The following is a 21,572-nucleotide window of genomic DNA, read 5'->3' as shown; positions in this document are numbered from 1 at the left end:
ACGTTCCGCCCTAAAATGAACTCAGTTCAGTATCTCAGGAATACATAACGATAAAAAGTCTACTTAGACCTCTCCGTATGCACTCCATAAATGGTGTGATCTTGCTTCAATATCGATTGCTTATGAAGACTACCTTTCACCATAAAATCAGTAGTAAAGGGAATGATTTTCCACTCTCTCTTACATTTATGGTTAGGTAAGCTGCCCATAAATGTATGCCAACTCAGCGACCGTTTTCGCAGAAAACTTCTTCATCAAACTCGCTCGGTGGACTTCCACAGTTCTCATTGCGATGCACAACTCATCTGCTATTTTCTGGTTACGCTTACCGTCGATAATTTGTTTGAGAATGCCTATCTCACGCTCGGTTAACGACGCGTACGCTTGGCGATACACGTTCATGTGTAAGTGCTTTTCTGAAGCGTCCAAACCTTGTTTGATCGCCTCAGCTAACTCATTACCTTTAACTGGCTTTTGAAAAAAATTCACCGCGCCGGCTTGTAAGGCTTCAACCGCCATTGGCACATCACCATGCCCCGTCAGGTAAATCACCGACAGTGGGCTCTGCGCTTTCACCATCAACTCATGAACTTGCTGCCCTCTCATCTCTGGCATTCGGCTGTCTAATACCACACAACCCGGTGCACTCAAATCCACCGAGTCCAAAAAGCTGAGCCCATCTTCAAAAGCTGACACAGTGAAATCATGCTCTTCTAATAGGAACACCAACGAGTCGCGCATTGACTCATCGTCATCAACCACATAGACAGGAAGCCTTTGATGAAGTTCAGACATAACAAGATTCCTTATGAATCGTTTGAAAGAGAGAAAGGCAATGTCACCGCAACATGACATCCATGTGGGCTAAGTGAGGTGATCGTCATTTGACCACTGTGATCTTCAATAACATCTTGGCAAATCGCGAGCCCAAGCCCCAAGCCATTTTCTTTGCTGCTCACAAAGGCTTGAGTCACTTCTTGTTCAGTGAAATCTAAGCCCGTTCCGTTATCGATAATCGACAACATTATTTTATCCGGTTGATACTCGGTAATCACTTTAATTGTCGCTGGCTCACTGTTTTTGTTATCAATATCAGACGCAGCGCTTTGTTCGCGATGCTGCTGTGCATTACACGCGTCCGTTGCATTGTTGATCAGGTTGACAATCACCTGTTGCAAACCCACAGGGTCAATATTTAGTTTAATAGGCTTACCTACGGCATAGCGTTCAATGGTTATCTTGTGCTTCTGTAATCGGAATTGCAGTAACTCAATGGTGTCTGTAAGCAGCTGCTCGATATCGGTCTGAGACTTCTCTGATGAGCGTTTTTTGATCATGTTTCTCAATCGCTGGATGATTGCATCTGCACGGTCCACTTGTGACTGGATCTTCTCAAATACAGGCTCTATATCAGTCAGCGGTTTGTTCTTCGAAATCCGCAGTAAACCACCTTCACTATAGTTACGAATCGCTGCCAAAGGCTGATTGATCTCGTGTGCTAAGCTGCTTCCAAGTTCACCAACCACAGCTATGCGCTGTGAATGTTCTAACTGTTCGCTCTTAGTTTTCAGCTTGTGTAGCGTGGCTTCTAACTGCTTTTTGCTTCGGCTGAATTTGTATTCCAACCAAAAGTGGTAAGCATTCAGTAACACCACCAGAATAAAGAACGCCCATGCCCACTGCTGATTGTACTTGAGCCAGATTAACGCTTCTTTCCACCAAGGTTGTTGCAGTGGGTGCATGTCGAGTTGTTGATAAAGCTTGTCTATCGAGAGCAAACTTTGCGGTGACGTCCAACCCGATGCATTCGCTGCAATGGCCGGTGCACTGCTCTTAGGCATCGCAAATAACACCTGACTCATCTGCTTAGCCAGTGCCGAAGAAGCCCGCTCTGTTTTAGCGAACGACCAATTGGGGTACAACGGCGTAGACACTTGGCATCGGAATCCTTCTGGTGCTTGATTCTCGATAATTCGATATTGTCCCGCCACCAGCAAACCTTCACTGATCATGTTCTCAACTAAACAGCTTGGTACGACAGCCGCTTCAATATGTCCTTCACGCAGTTGATACAAACTGGCGTCGATCGGGAAACCTAAAAATTGGGTGTTAGAGAAAAAGTGGTTGGGATTAAGCCCTTGTTGCATCACTTGATAACGCATTGTTAGATAGCCACCGAATGCATTTTCAGATACTGCCGCAATCGGCTTACCGCTTAATTGTTCGAGCGAGATATAGGGTGACATTCTTCTTACCACCAAGGCAGAACCAATACTTCGGGAATTACTGATGCTTCGATCTTCGAAGTTATGGCTGGTCATGGTCGCCATCCAAGACAGGTCATATTGACGACCTAATCGAACCGCCTGACCCGGGTTGGTGATGACAAAGTCGACCTCAACACCTTTTACCGCATCAGCCATCTCTTCTAAGTTGAAAGGCTTGAGAACAAAGTGTTTGCCGGGAATGCGCTCCGACAACCAATCCATCGTCGGCTGCCAACGCTGCTGCGCGGAAAGCTTGCCTCGAATAGCCAATACACCGACCTCAATAACCTGCTCCGACTCAACAGTGCTTGTCGTTGTAATCTCTTGATCCGTTTGAGCGGCTAAACACATTCCTGCGGTTAAGCTCAACCAACAAAGGCTAACGATTGATATTAGGTTTCGGACTGTCACTAAAATCTCTTTCTCCACACTGACGGCATGTCCACACTGACGGCATGTCCACACTCAAATAACGCATTGACGACACGTTAAATAGAGCCTTTAAACAAAGCATAACAGCTAGATTGGTAAAACCACATTTGTTCTAGATCAACTTTGATCTAGGTATGTGGAAATCCACAATACCCCACGTACGCACAAAATCTGACAATGAGCCCAACAGATAGAATACCCATTTATAGGTACCAACATGGACTCATTGAAAAGACGGTTTCTCAGCCAATTCGGCAAGGTTTCCGCTGGTGCTGCGCTCATTCCCATCACCGGAATCAACACCGCAGTCGCAAGCACAGACATTCGAAATAACAACCAACCTGACCGCAAAGGCGAAGTAGGTAAACGCTACGCCATGGCGGTTGATTTACGTAAATGTGTTGGCTGTCAGGCGTGCACTGTTGGCTGTAGCGTTGAAAACCAAGCGCCAATTGGCCAGTTCAGAACCACCGTAAAACAGTATGAAGTCTCCCTTGATGATGGTTCGACAGCTCAACAAGACGTGAAGTCATTCATGTTGCCTCGTCTGTGTAACCACTGCGACAACGCTCCCTGCATCAAGGTTTGTCCTGTTCAAGCGACCTTCCAACGTGAAGACGGCATTGTGATAGTCGATAACGAACGTTGCGTAGCCTGTGCTTACTGTGTTCAAGCCTGCCCTTACGACGCTCGATTCATCAACAATGACACCCTTACCGCAGACAAATGTACCTTCTGTGCACACCGCCTTGAAGACGGCTTATTGCCCGCTTGTGTCGAAACCTGTGTTGGTGGCGCGCGCGTTATTGGTGACCTCAAAGATCCAAACAGCGAGATCAACCGCCTGCTTAATGAAAACCAAAACGACATCAAGGTGCTTAAGCCAGAGCAAAATACCAACCCACATGTTTTCTATATCGGCATGAACGAGCGTTTCGTTAGCCATATCGAAGGTCAACCTGCGATTTATGATCCAGCCGCCATCGATAACTCATCCTCTAGCAAACAAGAATTGGCAATAGCGACACAAGGCAAACAAGGAGAGACAGCATGAATATCACTGAGGTGTTAGTTCCCGCTCAAGAGATCGCTTGGCTACCGTGGGCGGTTCAGTATTTCTTCTACATAGGTTCAGCTTACGCGGCGGCTATTCTGTTTTTGATTGCACTTATCTTCAAAAACTCTACCAGTCACCAATTCCGTTCTGCCCTTGTGCTTGTGATGGCCATTGGCGCGATTGTTGGACCATTAGCCCTCACTGGTGACTTACACCAACCGGGACGTGCGTGGCACTTCTACGCTCACATCACACCTTGGTCATGGATGTCATTGGGCTCTCTGTTTCTTCCTCTGTTTTCTGGTCTGGCTGTAGCGACTGCTTGGGTTTACCTACGTGATGACATCGCACAGCTCAAAGAGAGTGAAAACCCACTTCTAAAACGCTTGTCTTGGTTAACACTGGAGCAATGGCAAGTATCGACAAAAGTGATGATTGCATTAGCCACTGCAACTGCATTATCAGGTCTAAGCATCGCACTTTATACCGGTGCAGAGATTGCGATTTTGGCGAGCCGACCACTTTGGCATCAACCGGCTTCTCCGTTGCTTTGGTTTACGACAGCGTTCTTTGCTGCAACGGGTTTAACGCTGTTGATTTGGGCTCTACTGCCTTCAAGCAAGCCAAGCTTAAAACCAACAGATCTCGCTCTGGTACAAAGAACTATTACCTTAACGGGTGGCCTTGCGATCATTCTTACGTCGATTTGGGCATCTAACCATGGTCATTTCAACCTGTATGAGAACGACGCTTGGGGTATCAACCTAGGCATCATGACCACCAGCATTTTGCTGTGCATGATCTTAGTGCTGCCACTACAACGCCTATCGCAAAGTAAGCTAGGAATTATCGGTGTTGCGCTTGCGACTATAGTTTCTGCATGGGCGGTACGTTGGGTCACCATGATGGAAGTTCAAACCATTCCACGTTTTGATGTGGGTGCATTCCCTTATGAATTGCCAATGGGTAGCTCAGGTCTACTTGGCATTATTGGTATGTGTGGTCTTTGGTTAGCACTTGCGTTGTTTGCTTCTGAAATCGTGTCTGCTGGATCGACAAGAACAACTGGCTCTGCGACAAAAACAGAATCTAAGCCAAACCAAAAAACATCATCACCACTTAACCGCTCACATAGCTTGTAGTCTGAGGAATCATCATGGATAACAAACGTCGTCAATTTTTGAAAACAGGCCTTGCTGCCGGTGGTGTTGGAGCTTTTGCTGCAGGTTATGCGACAACCACAAAGCACATGGTTCACGGTGCTATCGACGGCACCGCAGGTAAGAAAACCAATCACATCCATCACGGTAATTCGTTAGAGACGGAATACAGTGTCGATGAGCAAGGTAAGATCTCGCCGAATCCAAACCAACGCGTTGCACCATCAATGTGTTTTGGTTGCTGGACACTGTGTGGCTTGCGTGTACGAATCGATAATCGCAATGACGAGATCTTACGTATCTCAGGTAACCCGTATCACCCGCTATCAAGTGACCAACAGATCCCATTCAAAACGCCTGTAAAAGATGCCTACATTGGCTTGTCTGGTGAATCTGGTATCAATAACCGCTCGACTGCCTGCGCCCGTGGTAATGGTATGTTAGAGATCCAAAACAGCCCATACCGAATCACTCAACCGCTCAAACGTGTCGGTAAACGTGGTGAGGGAAAATGGGAACCGATCAGCTACGAACAACTTATCTCTGAGATCACCGAGGGTGGTGACTTGTTCGGAGAAGGCGAAGTTGAAGGCTTGCGATCGATTCGCGACATCGAAACACCACTTGACCCAAACAACCCTGAATACGGTCCAAAAGCGAACCAGTTATTGGTGACTAATGCCGGAAATGAAGGCCGTGACGATATCTTGAAGCGCTTTGCATTTAACAGCTACGGCACACGCAACTTTGGTCACCATGGATCTTACTGTGGCTACGCGTTCCGCGCGGGTTCTGGCGCGATCATGAACGATCTGGACAAGTTCTCGCATTTAAAGCCAGATTTCAACAACGCAGAGTTCATTCTTTTCATCGGTATGTCTCCGGCTCAAGCGGGTAACCCGTTTAAGCGTCAAGCAAGACAGCTGGCTGAGGCTCGTACTAACGGAAAACTCAGCTACACCATTGTCACTCCAAGCCTTCCGGCAGGATCTTCAAGCCTTGCAGCGGGCGATCGCAACAACTGGCTGCCGATCAAGCCGGGCACTGACTCAGCATTAGTTCTGGGTATGATCCAGTGGATCATCGAAAACCAGCGCTACAATCACGACTTCTTGTCTCGCCCAAGTGCGCAAGCGATGAAGAAAGCAGGCACCACACACTGGTGTAATGCATCACACCTTGTGATCAGCGACGAATCGCACCCACAAAATGGGCGTATGCTTCGCGCATCGGATATGGGTTTGCTAGAAACAGGCGAACCGATGTCTGACGATGACGGATTTATCGCCCTAGATGTGACAACGTCACTATTAACATCACATATTCAGGTGAATGAAGCGGCTCTGTTCGTCGATCAAGATGTAGAAATCGATGGTCAGACTGTTCGCGTTAAATCTTCTCTGCAAAGATTGAAAGAAGAAGCCTTCAAATATGACCTTGCTTACTACAGTGAGCAGTGTGAAATCCCTCAAGATCAAATTATTGCACTTGCGAAACGCTTCACGAGTTACGGGACAAAAGCCGTCGTCGATACTCACGGTGGCAACATGCACACCAACGGCTTCTACAACTCGTTCTCTATCCTAATGCTGAACGCGCTGATCGGTAACATCAATGCAAAAGGCGGGGCGATGGCGAAAGCAGGCGGCTACCCGACTTCGGTTGCAGGCCCACGCTACGACTTTACTAAGTTTAAAGGTAAGACTAAGCCTCAAGGTGTGTTCTTGTCCCGCAGCAAGTTCCCGTACCAAAAAACCAGCGAATACAAACGTCGCGTTGCCGCAGGCGAGTCACCTTACCCGACACGTGCGCCGTGGTACCCAATCTCAGCACCGCTTTTAACTGAGCACTTATCAGCTGCGATTGATGGCTACCCTTACCGAGCAAAGGCATGGATTAACCACATGGCGAACCCACTTTATGGTGTTCCGGGTTTAGACAACTTGCTGGGTGAAAAGCTTAAGGATCCAAAACAGCTTGGTTTGATCGTCTCTATCGATGCCTTCATCAATGAGACCACAGCGTTATCGGATTACCTCGTGCCAGACACAGTGACCTACGAAAGCTGGGGCATGGCAACACCTTGGCATGGCGTTGCAACTAAAGCGATCACCGCTCGCTGGCCGATTGTCGAACCTAAAACCTCACGCACTCAAGACGGACGTGCCATCAACCTAGAGAACTTCTTTATTGATCTAGCGAAAACGCTTGGCCTAGGTGGCTTCGGCGACAACGTAATCAAAGACAGCCAAGGCAACTGGCACGGTATCCACAGTGCGGAAGATTTCTACCTACGCTCTGCGGCTAACTTAGCATTTGCAAAAGGCGGCGTGCCGAATGTCGATGCGGAAGATATTGTTTGGTCTGGTCTAGAACGCCTAGTGCCTGTGATGAACAAAACGCTCAAGCCTGAAGAGATGCTCAAAGTAGCGTATATCTTTGCGCGTGGCGGTCGTTTCGAAGACGCAACCAATGCCTACACCAATGAAACCATGAAGTACAAATGGATCAAACCATTGGCTATCTGGAATGAAAAGCTCGGTACTTCTCGCAACACCATCAGTGGCGAGCAATACATGGGGTGCCCGACATGGTATCCACAAAAACTGGCAGACGGCACACCTTTGGCAGAGCAGTTCCCAGCAAAAGAGTGGCCGTTCACCCTGACTAACTTTAAGTCCAATATTCACAGTGCGGTCTCTAATTTGTCACCACGCTTGGAATCGATTAAAGGAGTAAATCCGGTTTACATCCACCCGCAAGACGCTTCTTCTGTGGGTATCAAAACCGGTGATGTATTTGCGATTGAAACACCGAGCTCAACCACACATGCGTTGGCGATGGTGATTGATGGTATCAAACCGGGAACATTAGGCTTTGAACACGGCTTTGGTCATAAAGAACTCGGTGAGCGTGCGCACTGGATCGGTGACACACAACAACCTGTGAAGATGAAGTCAAACGATGGCGTTAACATCAATGATATAGGCTTGATCGACCCGACCAGAGAAGGAAAAGGCGTGATGTTGGATTGGGTTGTGGGCGCAGCAGCAAGACAAGCGCTTCCGGCTAAAATCTACAAAGTCTAGACGTTCAAACCTCCCCTATTTCAGTCAAATCAAGACTGAGCACAGTAGAGCAACTTTGTCATTCGAGGTTGCTCTTCTTTTTTAAGCTATTCAACGCCCGACCATCAATTCTTTACATCACTTCCCTGCAAGTTTCTCACCTAGCCCCATCAAGCGTCTATGCTTATACAATCGGTGCCATAAAGAGCCTTAACAAGCAGTAACACCGAGGCGAACATGGCAGTTCCCTTGCACTTCGTTAACGGCAGTTGGATTCGCTTATCGAAATCCACATCAATACCACCATGGTGATTAAGGTTATTAATGTGAGACTTACCTCAAGTTCCCAGTGAATTAATGTGGAAATCCACAATAGCGCGAACAACCAATTATGTCGAAAATGCGTGCATTACAACCAATAGCGACGCCTCATGATTAAGCTGAACATAAAAACTCAAACTCTAACGCTTTGCATCGCTGCTCTGGGAAGCCTTTCTTTATCCGGTTTTGCACAAGCAGCACCCAATCCAATGCCAGAAGCCGCAGAAACCTGTAGCGGCTGCCACCAAGCCGACGGGAAAGGTATGCCCAACATCGCCCCTATGCTTGCAGGGCTCAATGCTGATTACCTCGAACATCAGCTTGTTCTGTTCTCAAGTGGTGAGCGTCAAAGCGCGATCATGAAGGGCATGGCTGATGGTGTGTCTGATCCTGCGATTCGTCGTGAAGTTGCAGAATACTTCGCTTCACTACCTTCGTACGACTTCACCGATTTAGAACAGCGCGGCTCACAAGCCGATATCGATAACCCGTATCGTAAACTTGTATTCCAAGGCGATTGGGATCGAAACATTCCTGCTTGTGCAACCTGTCATGGACCAAGTGGTATGGGCGTTGACAAATTCCCTCGCCTAGCGAGTCAGCACGCCGACTACATTCAGACTCAGCTCAACGCTTGGAAAAACGGCACTCGTAAGGGTGATGATTTAAACATGATGGGCAATATCGCCGGCAAGTTAACCGACGATGAGATCAAAAACCTCTCTTACTATTTCGCATCTTTCCGATACTAAAGGGCTCGCATGAAAACATTACTTCTAATTACCGCAACCCTTGCCTCTGGAATCGCTTATGCCGAAGGTGAGTTGCCCGATCGCCAAACCGAACTGCCCGCCGTTGAAAAAACACAAGATAATAAATATCTGGTGCCACGCGACTTGGTAGATATTCCTGATGGGGAATTTGGCGACAAAGTAAAACTCGGCTATTCCCTGTTTGTCGATTCACAACAGATGCGTGGTACATTCGTCGGCAACGAACAAAACTGTGTAAACTGCCACATGCAAGCGGGCATGAAGCCTAACGCAGCACCTCTTTGGGGTGCGTACATGGCCTACCCTGCGTATCGTTCCAAGAACGACAAGGTAAACAGCTACGCAGAACGTATCCAAGGTTGCTTCACCTACTCAATGAATGGCCTGCCACCGGCCGAGGGTTCGAAAGAGATGGTCGCACTAACGGCTTATTCATACTGGCTGGCGATGGGCGGAATCTTGGATAAGAACGGTATGCAAGATACACCCGTTCCTGAGATTAGCGATGCCGACTTACAAGTCGGTGGTAAAGCAGAAAGCTTCCCTCTTCCTGAAGAGCTGTTAAGCAAATACCCGATCGATGATCGCAGTAAATTGGCAGGGCGTGGCTACCCTAAGATTGATAACCCTGAACAAGAGCCGTCAATAGCGCGTGGTGAAAAGGTTTACCAAACCAGCTGCCAAACCTGTCATGGTCAAAATGGTGAAGGCATTAAAGGAGCAGACGGACGTTCATACTTTCCACCATTGTGGGGTGAAAACGCGTATAACTGGGGTGCAGGTATGCACCGCGTGAACACCGCAGCCTACTTCATCTATGAAAACATGCCGCTCGGAAAGAGCCAGCAGCTTTCGATTCAGGATGCATGGGATGTGGCTGCATTTGTGAATAGTCATGAACGCCCGCAAGATCCTCGATACAAAGGTGATGTTGCCGGAAATTCTAAGCGTTACCACAACCACCAAGGCTACTATGGCAAAGAAGTTGATGGTCATGTACTAGGTACCAAAGCTTATCCGAGTGGTAAAGAAGTGATTCATGAGCATTAATAAGTATTAGTGAACATGAGCCGTTCACGCTAGCTATAGCTAAGCTTTACATTGTAAATCAGTTATAGTCGGAACAATAAAAAAGGAGCCAGATCGTGTGACGATCTGGCTCCTTTTTTATGTTTGAACGATTATAAATCTAGCTAACCTTGCTGCATCTTCTCCCAAATGGTCGGAGAGCCGATATAGTCTTGAACCGTAGTAATGAACTCTTTAACCAGTTTGGTCTGCTTACGGTGCGGATACACAGCGTAGATTGCGGTATCAATCGTCGAAATCGGGTAATCCGGAAGCAAAGTAACCAAGCCCAGCTCTTTCATTGAGGCATACAGATTTGATTGATCTAGGAAGCCATAACCTAAGCCATCTTTTACGCAAGAGACCATGGTACGTACATCACTCACCTTATAGTTGCCACGAATCGTCAGACTCTGGAAAGTGTTGCCATGCGGCTCTTCACTGATACGCAGATGATCAACCGTCATATCACCATTGGTATAAATCACAGCAGGTAACGCGAGCAAATCTTGTGGCGTTTTAGGTTCACCATGCTGCTTCACAAAGTCGTTCGAGGCGACCAACATAAAGTTACTGTCGGCAATCTTCTTCGCAATCAAGTTCGATTCCACCAGCTTGCTAAAGCGGAACGCGATATCAAACTGCCCGGCAATGATATTGGCGATCTTATCGTCTAAGGAAAGTACGATCTGAACATCTGGGTACTTTCTCATGAACTGAGTGATGATAGGTTGCAAATATTGCTGCCCAAAATAGATCGGTGAGGTAATTCGCAGCACACCTTTGGGTTCTGACTGGTATGAATCTGCAATGCCTTGGATCTGATTGATGGTGTCTTTCAGCACATAGGTTTGTGCGAGAATATCTTCTCCCGCCGACGTCAACGAAAACGAGCGTGTAGAGCGGTTCAGCAACTGAACACCTAAATCTTGCTCGAGCTTTTTGATCTGTTTAGAGAGCGATGAGTTGTCCATATCGTGCAAGGTTGCCGCTTTGGTAAACGACCCTTGTTGAACCACATCTAAAAACAATAACAACTGATTGGTATTTGGCACTGCGCCTCTCCTGAAATAAAACTCGACTAGCGTTCGTCTTTGGGGGTGTCCATCACAACCATAGTCGTAATAGATTGCACCTGAGCACATTCCCCAAGCACATCGGCATGAAACTTCTTATAGCCCGGTAGATCTTTGGTTTCTACCCTTAGCAAGTACTCATTAGCACCGGTAATGTTGTGGCACTCCACTACCTCTTTTTCCATACTGACGTGTTGTTCAAACTCCAGCTGAGCCGCTTTGCTGTGGCTTGATAAACCAATCGAAACATAAGCAATAAAACCGACCCCCATCAGCCCATTATCCAGAACCGCACGGTAACCTTGAATTATTCCTTTACGCTCAAGATCCTGGACGCGTCTTAAGGTCGCAGAAGCCGACAAACCAATTCGTTCTGACAGCTCAATGTTGGAGATTCTGCCGTCCAATTTAAGCTCTTGCAATATCCTTTCGTCAAATCTATCCATAAGTACTTATTATTGTGCAATTAGTGATAATAGATGAAATAAAAGCACATAATTGCCTCACTTTCCACCTACTATGTTTCTCAACACGTGAAAGTCATGACCGGTCAGTCACTTCGTCCATTTTTTTGCTGGAGAACCATAATGCCTTTAGAACAACTTAGCGCACTTGCCTTGTTTGCGTTCGTCTCAACCTTCACGCCGGGTCCAAATAACATTATGCTCATGACATCAGGAGCAAATGTTGGCTTTGCCCGCACTATTCCGCACATGCTTGGCATTGCTCTAGGGTTTGCTGCCATGTTGCTGCTGGTTGGTTTCGGCTTGATGGGCGTTTTCAACGCATACCCAGTGACGCACCAAATATTGAAATACCTAAGCCTTGCTTACCTCGTGTACCTTGCAATCAAGATAGCATTGAGCGGCAAAGCCAAAAGCAGCGAGGCTTATAAGCCAATGACCTTCATCGGCGCAGCAAGTTTTCAGTGGGTGAACCCTAAAGGTTGGTCGATGGCGCTGACGGCGATATCCGTTTATAGCAGCGGCAGTTCATGGTGGGAACTTGCGATCATCGCCGCTATATTCACGCTAGCGAACCTACCTTCAGTGACATTCTGGACAGCGGCAGGTAAACAACTGCAACACTGGTTAACAACACCAGTCCGTATCAAAAGCTTCAACTACGGTATGGCCGGCTTGCTTCTAGCCTCAACGATTCCGATGTTGTAACCAGATAATTTCCCTATGATGGTTAGTAAGTGATTACTAGCCATCAATTTACAAGTATCCAATAACCTCGCTAAGCCAACGCCCAAATGTCGCCTGCCCGCTCGGGGTTAACGTCCACGCAAACGCTGCTACATTAATTACCACTGTCAGCCAATAGATAAATCTGAACGGCTGCTTTTGCGTTTTATGACGCAGCTTATCTTGAGCGATCAACGCCCCTAACCAACCACCAGCAACAGAAAAAGTATGCAGGGTTTTCTCTGGCACGCGCCAATTGCCATTGATTGCTGCTCGCTTGTCCTTCGCGTACACAAAAAACGTCATCAATCCGACGACTAAATACCACATAAATAGTACTTTCGAACTTTCCGTAAACAACACAGACACCGCTACCAGAACAAGATAAGTGATAACGATTTGAATAGATGAAGACAACATCAACTCCTTTTGGGCAACAGCTCACATACTGTAGCAATTACGCCCTGTAGATTTTGATAAGGATGAGTAAGGCATATTGTAATTCGGTTAGCCTGCAAAGAATAAACAAGCCCTTTCATCCCTACATAACATGATGGAAGTTAAAGGAATTATAAATATGTACAACCAAAAGTACGCCATCTACCAAGTTTTTACGCGTTTATTTGGCAATAAAAACACCCAACATGTTCCGTGGGGCACAATCGAGCAAAATGGCGTCGGTAAGTTCAGTGATTTTACCGACAAAGCGCTGTCTGAAATCCGCAAACTCGGTATGACTCATATTTGGTATACCGGAGTGCCACATCACGCCATCATCAATGATTACAAACATATCGGGATTTCAGACGATCACCCGAGCGTAGTGAAAGGCCGCGCAGGCTCACCTTATGCGGTAAAAGATTACTACTCAGTCAATCCAGACCTCGCTGAGAATCCTGATCGCCGTTTGGAAGAGTTCGAGGCACTAATCAAGAGAAGTCACGGCAATGGTTTAAAAGTGATCTTCGATATCGTACCGAATCACGTTGCGCGTCATTATAGAGGCTTAAATAACCCGCAAGGCGTCAGTGACTTCGGCGCTCAAGATGACACAACGCTGGAATACCACAGAGACAATAACTTCTACTACATTCCTAACAGCACCTTTGAATTACCAGACATAGAGCCCGCCTTTACGCCGCTAGGTGGTGAACAGCACCCTAGCCTAAGCTCCCCGTTTATCGAAACACCAGCCAAATGGACGGGTAATGGCTCACGCTTAGCTAAACCTAATTTCGACGATTGGTATGAAACCGTAAAGATTAATTACGGTGTGCGCCCTGACGGTTCAAAAGATTTTCCTGAGCTACCCAAAGACTATGTACAGCGTGACCACCTAGACCATTACCACTTCTGGAAAGGCGTGGATGTGCCAGACTCTTGGATTAAATTCCGAGACATCGCCTTGTTCTGGTTAGACAAAGGCGTTGATGGATTCCGTTACGATATGGCTGAAATGGTGCCAGTTGAGTTTTGGAGCTACCTCAACTCATCAATAAAGATGAAAAACCAAGATGCCTTTTTAATGGCTGAGGTGTACCAACCTCATTTGTACCGCGACTATATTCACCTAGGAAAAATGGACTACCTGTACGATAAGGTTGATCTTTATGACGCCCTCAAAGCCATCATGCAAGGTAAGGCTTCAACGGCAATCATCCCTGAAATCCAACATCAACTGATGGATATTGAACATCACATGCTGCACTTCTTGGACAATCACGATGAGCAACGCATCGCTTCTCCCGAGTTCGTTGGCAATCCACATGTCGCAAAGCCTGCGATGCTAGTCAGCGCGTTATTGAGCAGTTCTCCAACCATGATCTACTGTGGGCAAGAAGTCGGAGAACCCGGTGCAGAGAGTGCAGGCTTTGGACTGCCCTCGCGTACATCAATCTTTGACTACATCGGCGTCCCACAACACCAGAAATGGGTGAACAACGGTGCCTTCGATGGCGGGCTATTAAACGATAACGAAAGGCAACTGCGCCATTTCTATCAGAAGGTCATGAACTTTTCGCTTGAGCACTCTTCAATGATGGGGCTGTACCTAGACTTACACCAGAGCAATAATTTGAGTGATTCGGTTTACGCATTTCTGCGCTATAACGAACAAGAGCTGACCATCGTTGCTGCAAATTTCAACCAACATGCCACCGAGAATATTCACCTAGAGATTTCACATGACGTCATTCAAAAACTCAAATTAGTTGATGGGCGTTACATACTCAATGAACACATTGAAGGCATAGCGCAACAAGTGTTGGACATTAAGAACAGTGTTGGCAATTTTAATATTGAATTGAAACCGCTGGCGTCTTTGGCTTGGGTATTAAAAACTGAATAATATAGAGAGGGTAACACCCGAAGTTAGTCAAAATATATAATTACTTCGGGTGTTGGGGGTCTGTTGCTACTTTTTATTGACTGCTTTTACAAAAACTTCTTGTGCGCCTTCAATACCCAATGCTTTTGCTTCATCTAGTAGGCTCAGAGCTTTTGGAATATTGTCTGCGTCTACGGCTGCTTGAATTGCATTATGGTAGTAAGTTTGTGTTTCTGGTTGAATTGTCTCAACCTTAGCAACTGCTGCTGGTTTAGCGTTAGATTCACTGCTGGAACCAAATGAGAAGAAGCTCGCTTTATCAATCGTAACTTCTATTTTGCCCACGTTAGCATTTGGAATTGGGATATCTTTTACTTCTGGTAAATAGTTACCACGGCCTTCTGCGTCTAAACGAGCAGGATGGATCACATCAGTAAAACCGCCAACCTCTTGCTGGTCAGTGTAAACCACTAAGAAAACCGAATCTTCTGTACGTGGTGGGAAAAACTCTTTTTCGGCAACAAGTCTATTGCCCAAATGCATTCTAGGCCTCTTATATTCAAAGTCGCTTTGGCCGTAGCTTTCTAACTCTTTACCATTTTTATCGTAGATTACTGCACGTGGGACAAAGGCTGTATCTCCAATCAAACTAGAAATTGTCAATGAATACTCGCCGCGATTCGCTGGAAGCTCAACTGCAACCACAGGGCTATTAATCGATTGATAGTTCAGGTATTGGCTTTCTGGCGTAACATCAAAAATTACAGAACTCGGTAATTTCATTGCTGCAAACTGAAGTCCAGCAATAGAATTTACTTGTTCAGCCTGCGCCACTTGCACTTGTTCGACTACTTGTGCAGATTGACAACCGGCCAACGCAACACAGCCGCTCAACATTAGAGCTTTAAAATACATAACCCTTCCTTCTTGTTATTTTTTTAAGAAATTTACTAACTTTAATTACCACAAAGAGAACTATTCACCTAGGGAACGATCAATTTATTTGTACATTCCTTAAAAAAATAGCCGACGCGAGCCGGCTATGAATTAGGACAGTTTAGGATTTGTTAAGCTAAGTGTTTACCACCAAGCTTCTACTTGGATACCAGCTACGTATTCAGTATCTTCATTTGTACCAAATGCGTTGTCATTTTCAGTATCTAGGATGTAAGAACCGTAAACACGGATTTCAGGACGAGCCCAGAAGCTGTCACCCATAGCCCAAGCTTGAGCTACTGTGAATTTAGCGTTACCAAAGTCTTCTACACCAGTACCAGCGCTGTTGATTTTCTCACCAGCATTGTAACCAGCTTCAAATACTGTGCGCATTGTGTCGTTCCACTTGTACATTGGACGAGCCACTACAGAGTACTGATCGATGTCTTGCTTAGAAGCACCAATTTCAGAACCAGCTAGGTAAGCAAGTTGGTGACCCATTTCCCATGATTCGCCTAGGTTCATAACACCCCAGTTGATCAAACGGTAACCTGTTGCATCATTTTGGTCGCCTGAACGGTCGTAGTATGCGCCAGCACCCCAGAAGTTAGCCGCTTGTACGCCGTAACCGTTGGTACCGTACTGTAATACAGTTTGGTTAAAGCCATTATCCATACCTTGGTGGATAATACCTGTAACTAATAGACCATCATCACCTTTCACTGATTGGCCATCAGTAGAAGTAGCGAAGTTGTATGCCATTGCAACTTCTAGAGAAGCGTCAGACCAAAGGCCAATGTTAGCTAAACGAACATCAGCAATGTAACCAGTTACATCTTCAGATTCTTTACCAATTACACCCCAAGTAGGCGCATCGCCTGGATTCGTACCAGCGACCCAACCGTACTTGTCTGTGTCAGATGCTTGAGAACCATTATCTTGAATCAATGCTACAGATAGTTTCTGGTCACCAAGTGATAGGTTTTCAATACCGCCACCTGTTCCTGAAGTATTCAAGAAGTAGAAGTCAGTGATGTGGATATCTTTACGTTGGTAGTATGTTTTACCAGCCCAAAGCGTTGCTTCTTTGTCAGAAGAAATTAGGCCCTTAGCCTTAACAGCGAACTGAGCGACGTTGAAGTCGGCATCTTCCCAACCATTTTCGCCTGGAGCACCAGAAGCAATCATTGATTCAAGGCGCCAAGTTTGCTCACCTGTTTTTAGCTCTTCAGAAAAACCAAACTCAGAGTAGTTGTCGTTTTCATTACCCAGACGACCAATACCATTTTTATTAACAGATACGTCACCTGAACCACTAGCACTAATACCAGTACCAGCACGCATGTAACCATTAAAATCTACAGCGAACGCAGAGCCAGCAGCTAATGTAGTTGCCACTGCAGCAGCAATCAAACTTACTTTTTTCATTCTTAACTCCATTAAGGACGATTTATTTTAGGTTTTTATATTTTTGCTCTCTTGCGGCAACCAAAGGCAGTAATGGTAGTCGTAAGATAGAGAGGTTTAGGGTTTCCCCTGATTCGTTTCAACGGAGCCAATATTAAGAGGGGATGACAAGTTTGACTTCCTCCACCCCTAAGTTAATTAAGGGGGACTAGAGGGGAGTAGAAAATATACAGAACGGTGTTTTAAAGAGGTAGATCACTTAATCTAGGAGGAGTAGACAGCACACAGATCTAATTATTCAGCATAAGTGAGATCTACTTCAAATATATAATTTGAACTTCATCGATGAATTATTTTTTTAACCGTAATTATTCTGTGAAGTTGCTTGACCTTACTGTGACAAAGCTTTTTACTTATAGTTCACTGATGTCGATAAACGAACAAGAAATCAAGCAATGACTAGAACGCTCGCTCGCCCTTATCCACTAGGCGCAACGCTAGGTAACACTGGCTGTAACTTTTCAATTTATTCTCCTGACTGTAAATCTCTCTCTCTCGCTCTTTTTGACGAGAACGACGAATTCACCACTTATAAATTGGAAAATGAATACGCTGATATCAGATATGTCTTTATTGATGGTATTAAAGCTGGACAAAAATACGGTTTCATTGCAGCAACGGACAATGGCCCTATCCTGCTTTCAGACCCGTATGCCAAGGCAATAAGCGAACCGCTCGATTACGTCACGCCATATACCAATGAAAAAAGCTTTGCGATGGCGAAATGTGTTGTTGTTGATGACACCTTCGATTGGCAAGATGTAGAAAAGCCACGCATTAGCCGTGAAGATACTGTTCTTTTTGAAACGCATGTAAAAGGCCTATCTCAACTCCACCCAGAAGTGGCTGCCAATACTAAAGGACGCTACTTGGGGTTAGTGAGCCCTGAAATGCTTGCGTTCTACAAACAACAAAATATCAACTCTCTACAGCTTCTACCCGTTGCTGCGTGCATGCATGAGCCTCATCTCTTGGACATGGATAAAGTGAACTATTGGGGTTACAACCCATACTTGTTCATGGTGCCAGACCCACGCTACGCAGAAAAAGACGCCGTCAATGAACTCAAAACCGCAATTCGTGAACTTCACCGAAATGGCATCGAAGTCATTCTAGACGTGGTGTACAACCACACGGCAGAAGGTGGCGAAGGTGGCACTACCTTCAACCTCAAAGCGCTAGATAGCCGCTACTACATTAAACATGGCTGCCATTACGCGAACTTTACGGGTTGTGGTAACACAGTTGACCTCACCCACCAGCCTGCACTCAACTTAGTGATGGATACGCTTCGCTACTGGGTGAGTGAGTTCCAAGTCGACGGCTTCCGTTTTGATTTGGCTGCAACACTGGGGCGCGAAGGTGACAACTACAACCCTGAGGCTGCATTCTTTAAAGCTGTGGCTCAAGACCCTGTACTTAAAGAAACAAAGTTGATTGCAGAACCTTGGGACATCGGCCCGAATGGCTACCAAGTGGGTAATTTCCCGCTAGGCTGGAATGAGTGTAACGACAAACTACGAGACATCACTCGTAGCTTCTGGCGTGGTGACCAAGGCTACCTAAAAGAGTTTGCAACCCGTTTGATGGGGTCACGTGACATCTACAGTGCAGCGCACTGGCCTTACAAATTAACCGTCAACTACATCACTTACCATGATGGCTTCACCATGCAGGATCTTGTGTCTTACAAGCATAAGCATAACGAAGAGAATGGTGAGAACAACCGCGATGGACACGGTGACAACCGTTCTGAAAACTACGGTGTTGAAGGTGAAATCGAAAACCTGTTAGTGATCGCGACGCGTGAAAAGCAGAAACGAAACTTCATGGCGAGCCTGCTGTTTGCTTTTGGTATTCCTCATATTTTGACGGCCGATGTGTTATCTCATACTCAAAAAGGTAACAATAACGCATACTGCCAAGATGGCGTGACCAGCTGGCTTAACTGGGAAGATTCAGAGCGAAAGACTTACTTCAAGACTTGGTTATCTGAAATGATCTCTGCTCGTCAGCAATACATGGTGCCTTTTATTAAGGCATTCAGTGGCGAAAAGCGTAACTCGAACCGCATCTTCTGGAGCCGTGTCGATGGCACACTTATGGAACATGATGATTGGAACCGCTTAAGCTCAGTAGCTTTGCATTTAGGTATTGGTAAAAATGGCGACGAGTTGATTTATCTGATCAACCAAACCAATGCGCCAGCACGTTTCTCGTTACCTAATGATCGTGAACAAAACTGGGTAACCATCTGTGATACCAACTCGCGAAACGTCAAACCCGGTCATGCTGAAGGTGAAATGTTGTTGTCGCCTACTTCGATGGCAATTTTGCACTACTCGCCAGATAAGACTGATTTGATTAAAGCAAAAGCTAAGTCAGCTTAATAAAACGCCGAAAACCATAGAAGCCAGTTATATTTGTAGCTGGCTTTTTTGTTAGCTGAATATCACAAAACTCATTTATCCATATGGAATCATTTGCATTGATGTGGTTAATGAAACTGTTTAGTATTGCCGTACTATAAAAATGAATCTATAACGTCTTTGGATATCATGGCTTTACCTAAAACATTAATTCGGCTTTTTAAACCATACATTATTTTATTAACTGGAGGGATGCTCTATCTTGCTGTGGCTCAGCTTGAAAAAGTAGAAACAGCAGCAACAGAACAATCATCATCAAACATTCGTATCGCAAGCTCTACCATTCGTTCCAACATCGAAGCCACATTCGGCAAACTCTATTTTTTAGAAACCAGTCTAGGCTTACCTAAAGCGGCACCAATCGGTGACAAAAAATTCAGAGAATTGAGTGATAATATTCTAAAAAGAACGCCAAACTTCTCCGATATCGTTCGATACCAACCACAATCCCAACAATATATATCAAGTCGTGGATTACCTCTTTCCCATGAACAAATCGACTCCATAAAATGGAACTCAATAGACAGTGTGGTTGAGGATTTCTACATCTCTTCGATTTACCAAAAAGCAGATGGTCGTTGGGTATTCGCAGTTAAACACACGGCGGAAAGATTAAATGAAGAAATATGGATTGAGTTTGACCTTTTGCATACAACACAAGGATTAAGAGACTTAAAAACGCTTAATCATGGCTATGTGTTTGTGGTAGACCGAGCAACAGAGCGACTGGTCTTCCACCCAGATCCAAAACGTATCGGAACTAAATCAGTCAGCTATCACGCAGGTATCAGCCATCAACTCTCACAAGGTGAAACCGTCGGTAAGCACGAATACTACTATCAAGATAACTTCAAAATATCGGTGTTTGACGCTGACAACAGCTTGAACTGGGTATTCATCGCAGGCACCGATCGCCACGACATCTTAACCAGCTCACACCAATTTACGCTAACTGGCTTGGTACTTGGTTCACTGCTTCTATTGTGGATTGGCGCAAACTATTTGGCTTATCGTTTGAACGTGTCCTTGTCACAACTGAATAAAGTCGATGACCTTGTAAGCTTTAAGCGAGAGTTAAAATCCATACTGGATAGCTTTACCTACCAAAAAGGCATTCAATTCTGTCTCTATCAACCTGAGAACCACTCATTCAGTACCATCGACTATCACGGAAACAAGTCAACGGTACATTGTGACAAAGCCCTTGCAGAGCGATTTACACCGGACACCATGGCTTACCGAAGCGGAAAGTACGCAGACCCATTAGCGTGTAAACTCAAAATACACCAACGCCATTACTGTATTCCTTTGCACTCTCGTCAGCAGTTGATCGCAGTGCTCTATGTGAACGCAAACTTGCCGATCAGCCAGAGTATTCTGCGAATGATCCGAGATTACACTGAGGTATCTTTGTCTAACTTACTGCTTCAACATCAATTGAGTAGCAAAGACCTGATGACGCAGTTAGACAATAAAAGCAGTTTCAGCATCGCCATCGAAAACTACGCGAGCGAGTCCGACACCTATGTCGCACTGCTTGATATCGATAACTTCGACCACGTAAACCGTGCCTACGGTGAAGCCGTAGGCGACAAGATGATCAAGCTGACTGCAGAATCGATACGCTGTTACTTCCCCAAGCCAAAGGGACTTTGCTTGGCACGTGTTGGAGGAAAGGAGTTCGCGGTATTATTCAAAGCCAATGATGTGAAAGATGCAAAATTCCAGCTAGACCAGTGCAGAGTCGGAATCGCGGAGAAAACCATCGTCACTCCAGATATCACCTTATCACTAGGGGTTAGTGTGGGGTACTCGCAAATAGAAGGCGAAACAAACTCAGCTTTAGCGCTGGCGGAACAGGCAAAGCTTATAGCGCAACAGCTTGGTAAGAACCGAGTGGAAGGCCATATCAGAGCCGTTGCCAAAGCATCGTAAACCTATACTTACATTTCTGTAGCCACTACAAAGCACCTAGGATTCACACCCGAGGTGCTTTTGTTTT

At 45.8% G+C, this 21,572-nt stretch carries 16 protein-coding genes; 9 read left to right on the top strand and 7 right to left on the bottom strand.

Features of this window, described 5'->3' with window-relative positions:
- Positions 1 to 192: 192 nt before the first annotated feature.
- Positions 193 to 795: a response regulator transcription factor gene (locus HRQ85_RS02995; protein ID WP_172378658.1), complete on the bottom strand. Its 603-nt coding sequence runs from the start codon at positions 793 to 795 to the stop codon at positions 193 to 195.
- A gap of 11 nt (positions 796 to 806) precedes the next feature.
- On the bottom strand, positions 807 to 2,678 hold the full coding sequence (locus HRQ85_RS02990) for a sensor histidine kinase (protein ID WP_172378657.1): 1,872 nt from the start codon (positions 2,676 to 2,678) through the stop codon (positions 807 to 809).
- A gap of 238 nt (positions 2,679 to 2,916) precedes the next feature.
- Here HRQ85_RS02990 and dsrO point away from each other — a divergent pair, with 238 nt between their 5' ends.
- The 5 genes from dsrO to HRQ85_RS02965 all read left to right on the top strand — a co-directional run bounded on the left by dsrO (position 2,917) and on the right by HRQ85_RS02965 (position 10,128).
- Positions 2,917 to 3,753 carry a sulfate reduction electron transfer complex DsrMKJOP subunit DsrO gene (dsrO, locus tag HRQ85_RS02985; protein WP_172378656.1) on the top strand — a complete coding sequence of 279 codons (837 nt, stop codon included), beginning with the start codon at positions 2,917 to 2,919 and terminating at the stop codon, positions 3,751 to 3,753.
- Entirely contained in the window at positions 3,750 to 4,898 is a 1,149-nt protein-coding gene (nrfD, locus tag HRQ85_RS02980) for an NrfD/PsrC family molybdoenzyme membrane anchor subunit (protein WP_172378655.1), read from the top strand. Before dsrO ends, nrfD begins: the two co-directional genes overlap by 4 nt.
- Positions 4,899 to 4,912: 14 nt before the next feature.
- Positions 4,913 to 8,005 (top strand): tetrathionate reductase subunit A, encoded by a 3,093-nt coding sequence (locus HRQ85_RS02975; RefSeq protein WP_172378654.1) that lies wholly within the window; start codon positions 4,913 to 4,915, stop codon positions 8,003 to 8,005.
- Between the two features lie 410 nt (positions 8,006 to 8,415).
- Entirely contained in the window at positions 8,416 to 9,057 is a 642-nt protein-coding gene (locus HRQ85_RS02970) for a c-type cytochrome (protein WP_048610546.1), read from the top strand.
- Between the two features lie 9 nt (positions 9,058 to 9,066).
- A complete protein-coding gene (locus HRQ85_RS02965; RefSeq protein ID WP_172378653.1) occupies positions 9,067 to 10,128 on the top strand; it encodes a c-type cytochrome in 1,062 nt (353 codons plus the stop codon).
- A gap of 143 nt (positions 10,129 to 10,271) precedes the next feature.
- Here the strand turns inward: HRQ85_RS02965 and HRQ85_RS02960 are convergent, their stop codons facing one another.
- Complete coding sequence (locus HRQ85_RS02960; protein WP_004732134.1) at positions 10,272 to 11,201, bottom strand: LysR family transcriptional regulator; 930 nt, start codon at positions 11,199 to 11,201, stop codon at positions 10,272 to 10,274.
- A gap of 26 nt (positions 11,202 to 11,227) precedes the next feature.
- Complete coding sequence (locus HRQ85_RS02955) at positions 11,228 to 11,668, bottom strand: Lrp/AsnC family transcriptional regulator (RefSeq protein ID WP_009845852.1); 441 nt, start codon at positions 11,666 to 11,668, stop codon at positions 11,228 to 11,230.
- A gap of 141 nt (positions 11,669 to 11,809) precedes the next feature.
- On the opposite strand from HRQ85_RS02955, the gene HRQ85_RS02950 reads away from it, so the two are divergent.
- Entirely contained in the window at positions 11,810 to 12,394 is a 585-nt protein-coding gene (locus tag HRQ85_RS02950) for a LysE family translocator (protein ID WP_102456268.1), read from the top strand.
- A gap of 48 nt (positions 12,395 to 12,442) precedes the next feature.
- Here HRQ85_RS02950 and HRQ85_RS02945 read toward each other — a convergent pair whose 3' ends face one another.
- Positions 12,443 to 12,832 (bottom strand): DUF1294 domain-containing protein, encoded by a 390-nt coding sequence (locus tag HRQ85_RS02945; RefSeq protein ID WP_172378652.1) that lies wholly within the window; start codon positions 12,830 to 12,832, stop codon positions 12,443 to 12,445.
- A gap of 157 nt (positions 12,833 to 12,989) precedes the next feature.
- Between HRQ85_RS02945 and HRQ85_RS02940 the strand changes: the two genes are divergently transcribed.
- On the top strand, positions 12,990 to 14,759 hold the full coding sequence (locus HRQ85_RS02940; protein WP_172378651.1) for an alpha-amylase family protein: 1,770 nt from the start codon (positions 12,990 to 12,992) through the stop codon (positions 14,757 to 14,759).
- 66 nt (positions 14,760 to 14,825) lie between these two features.
- Here the strand turns inward: HRQ85_RS02940 and HRQ85_RS02935 are convergent, their stop codons facing one another.
- Positions 14,826 to 15,653 (bottom strand): MalM family protein, encoded by an 828-nt coding sequence (locus HRQ85_RS02935; protein WP_172378650.1) that lies wholly within the window; start codon positions 15,651 to 15,653, stop codon positions 14,826 to 14,828.
- 165 nt (positions 15,654 to 15,818) lie between these two features.
- Positions 15,819 to 17,102, bottom strand: coding sequence for a maltoporin LamB (gene lamB / locus HRQ85_RS02930; protein ID WP_050651007.1), 1,284 nt, complete (start codon positions 17,100 to 17,102; stop codon positions 15,819 to 15,821).
- A gap of 434 nt (positions 17,103 to 17,536) precedes the next feature.
- On the opposite strand from lamB, the gene glgX reads away from it, so the two are divergent.
- Both glgX and HRQ85_RS02920 read left to right on the top strand, forming a co-directional pair.
- Positions 17,537 to 19,531, top strand: coding sequence for a glycogen debranching protein GlgX (gene glgX, locus HRQ85_RS02925; protein WP_172378649.1), 1,995 nt, complete (start codon positions 17,537 to 17,539; stop codon positions 19,529 to 19,531).
- Between the two features lie 231 nt (positions 19,532 to 19,762).
- The gene (locus HRQ85_RS02920) at positions 19,763 to 21,505 is read left to right on the top strand and encodes a sensor domain-containing diguanylate cyclase (protein ID WP_172378648.1); all 1,743 of its coding nucleotides are present in this window, start codon (positions 19,763 to 19,765) and stop codon (positions 21,503 to 21,505) included.
- Positions 21,506 to 21,572: the final 67 nt, after the last annotated feature.

Origin of the sequence: Vibrio sp. Vb339 (assembly GCF_902751245.1) — a bacterium.
Lineage (GTDB): Bacteria > Pseudomonadota > Gammaproteobacteria > Enterobacterales > Vibrionaceae > Vibrio > Vibrio coralliirubri.
Note: the sequence above shows the minus strand (reverse complement) of the source record. Positions and strands in the feature narration are given on the sequence as shown.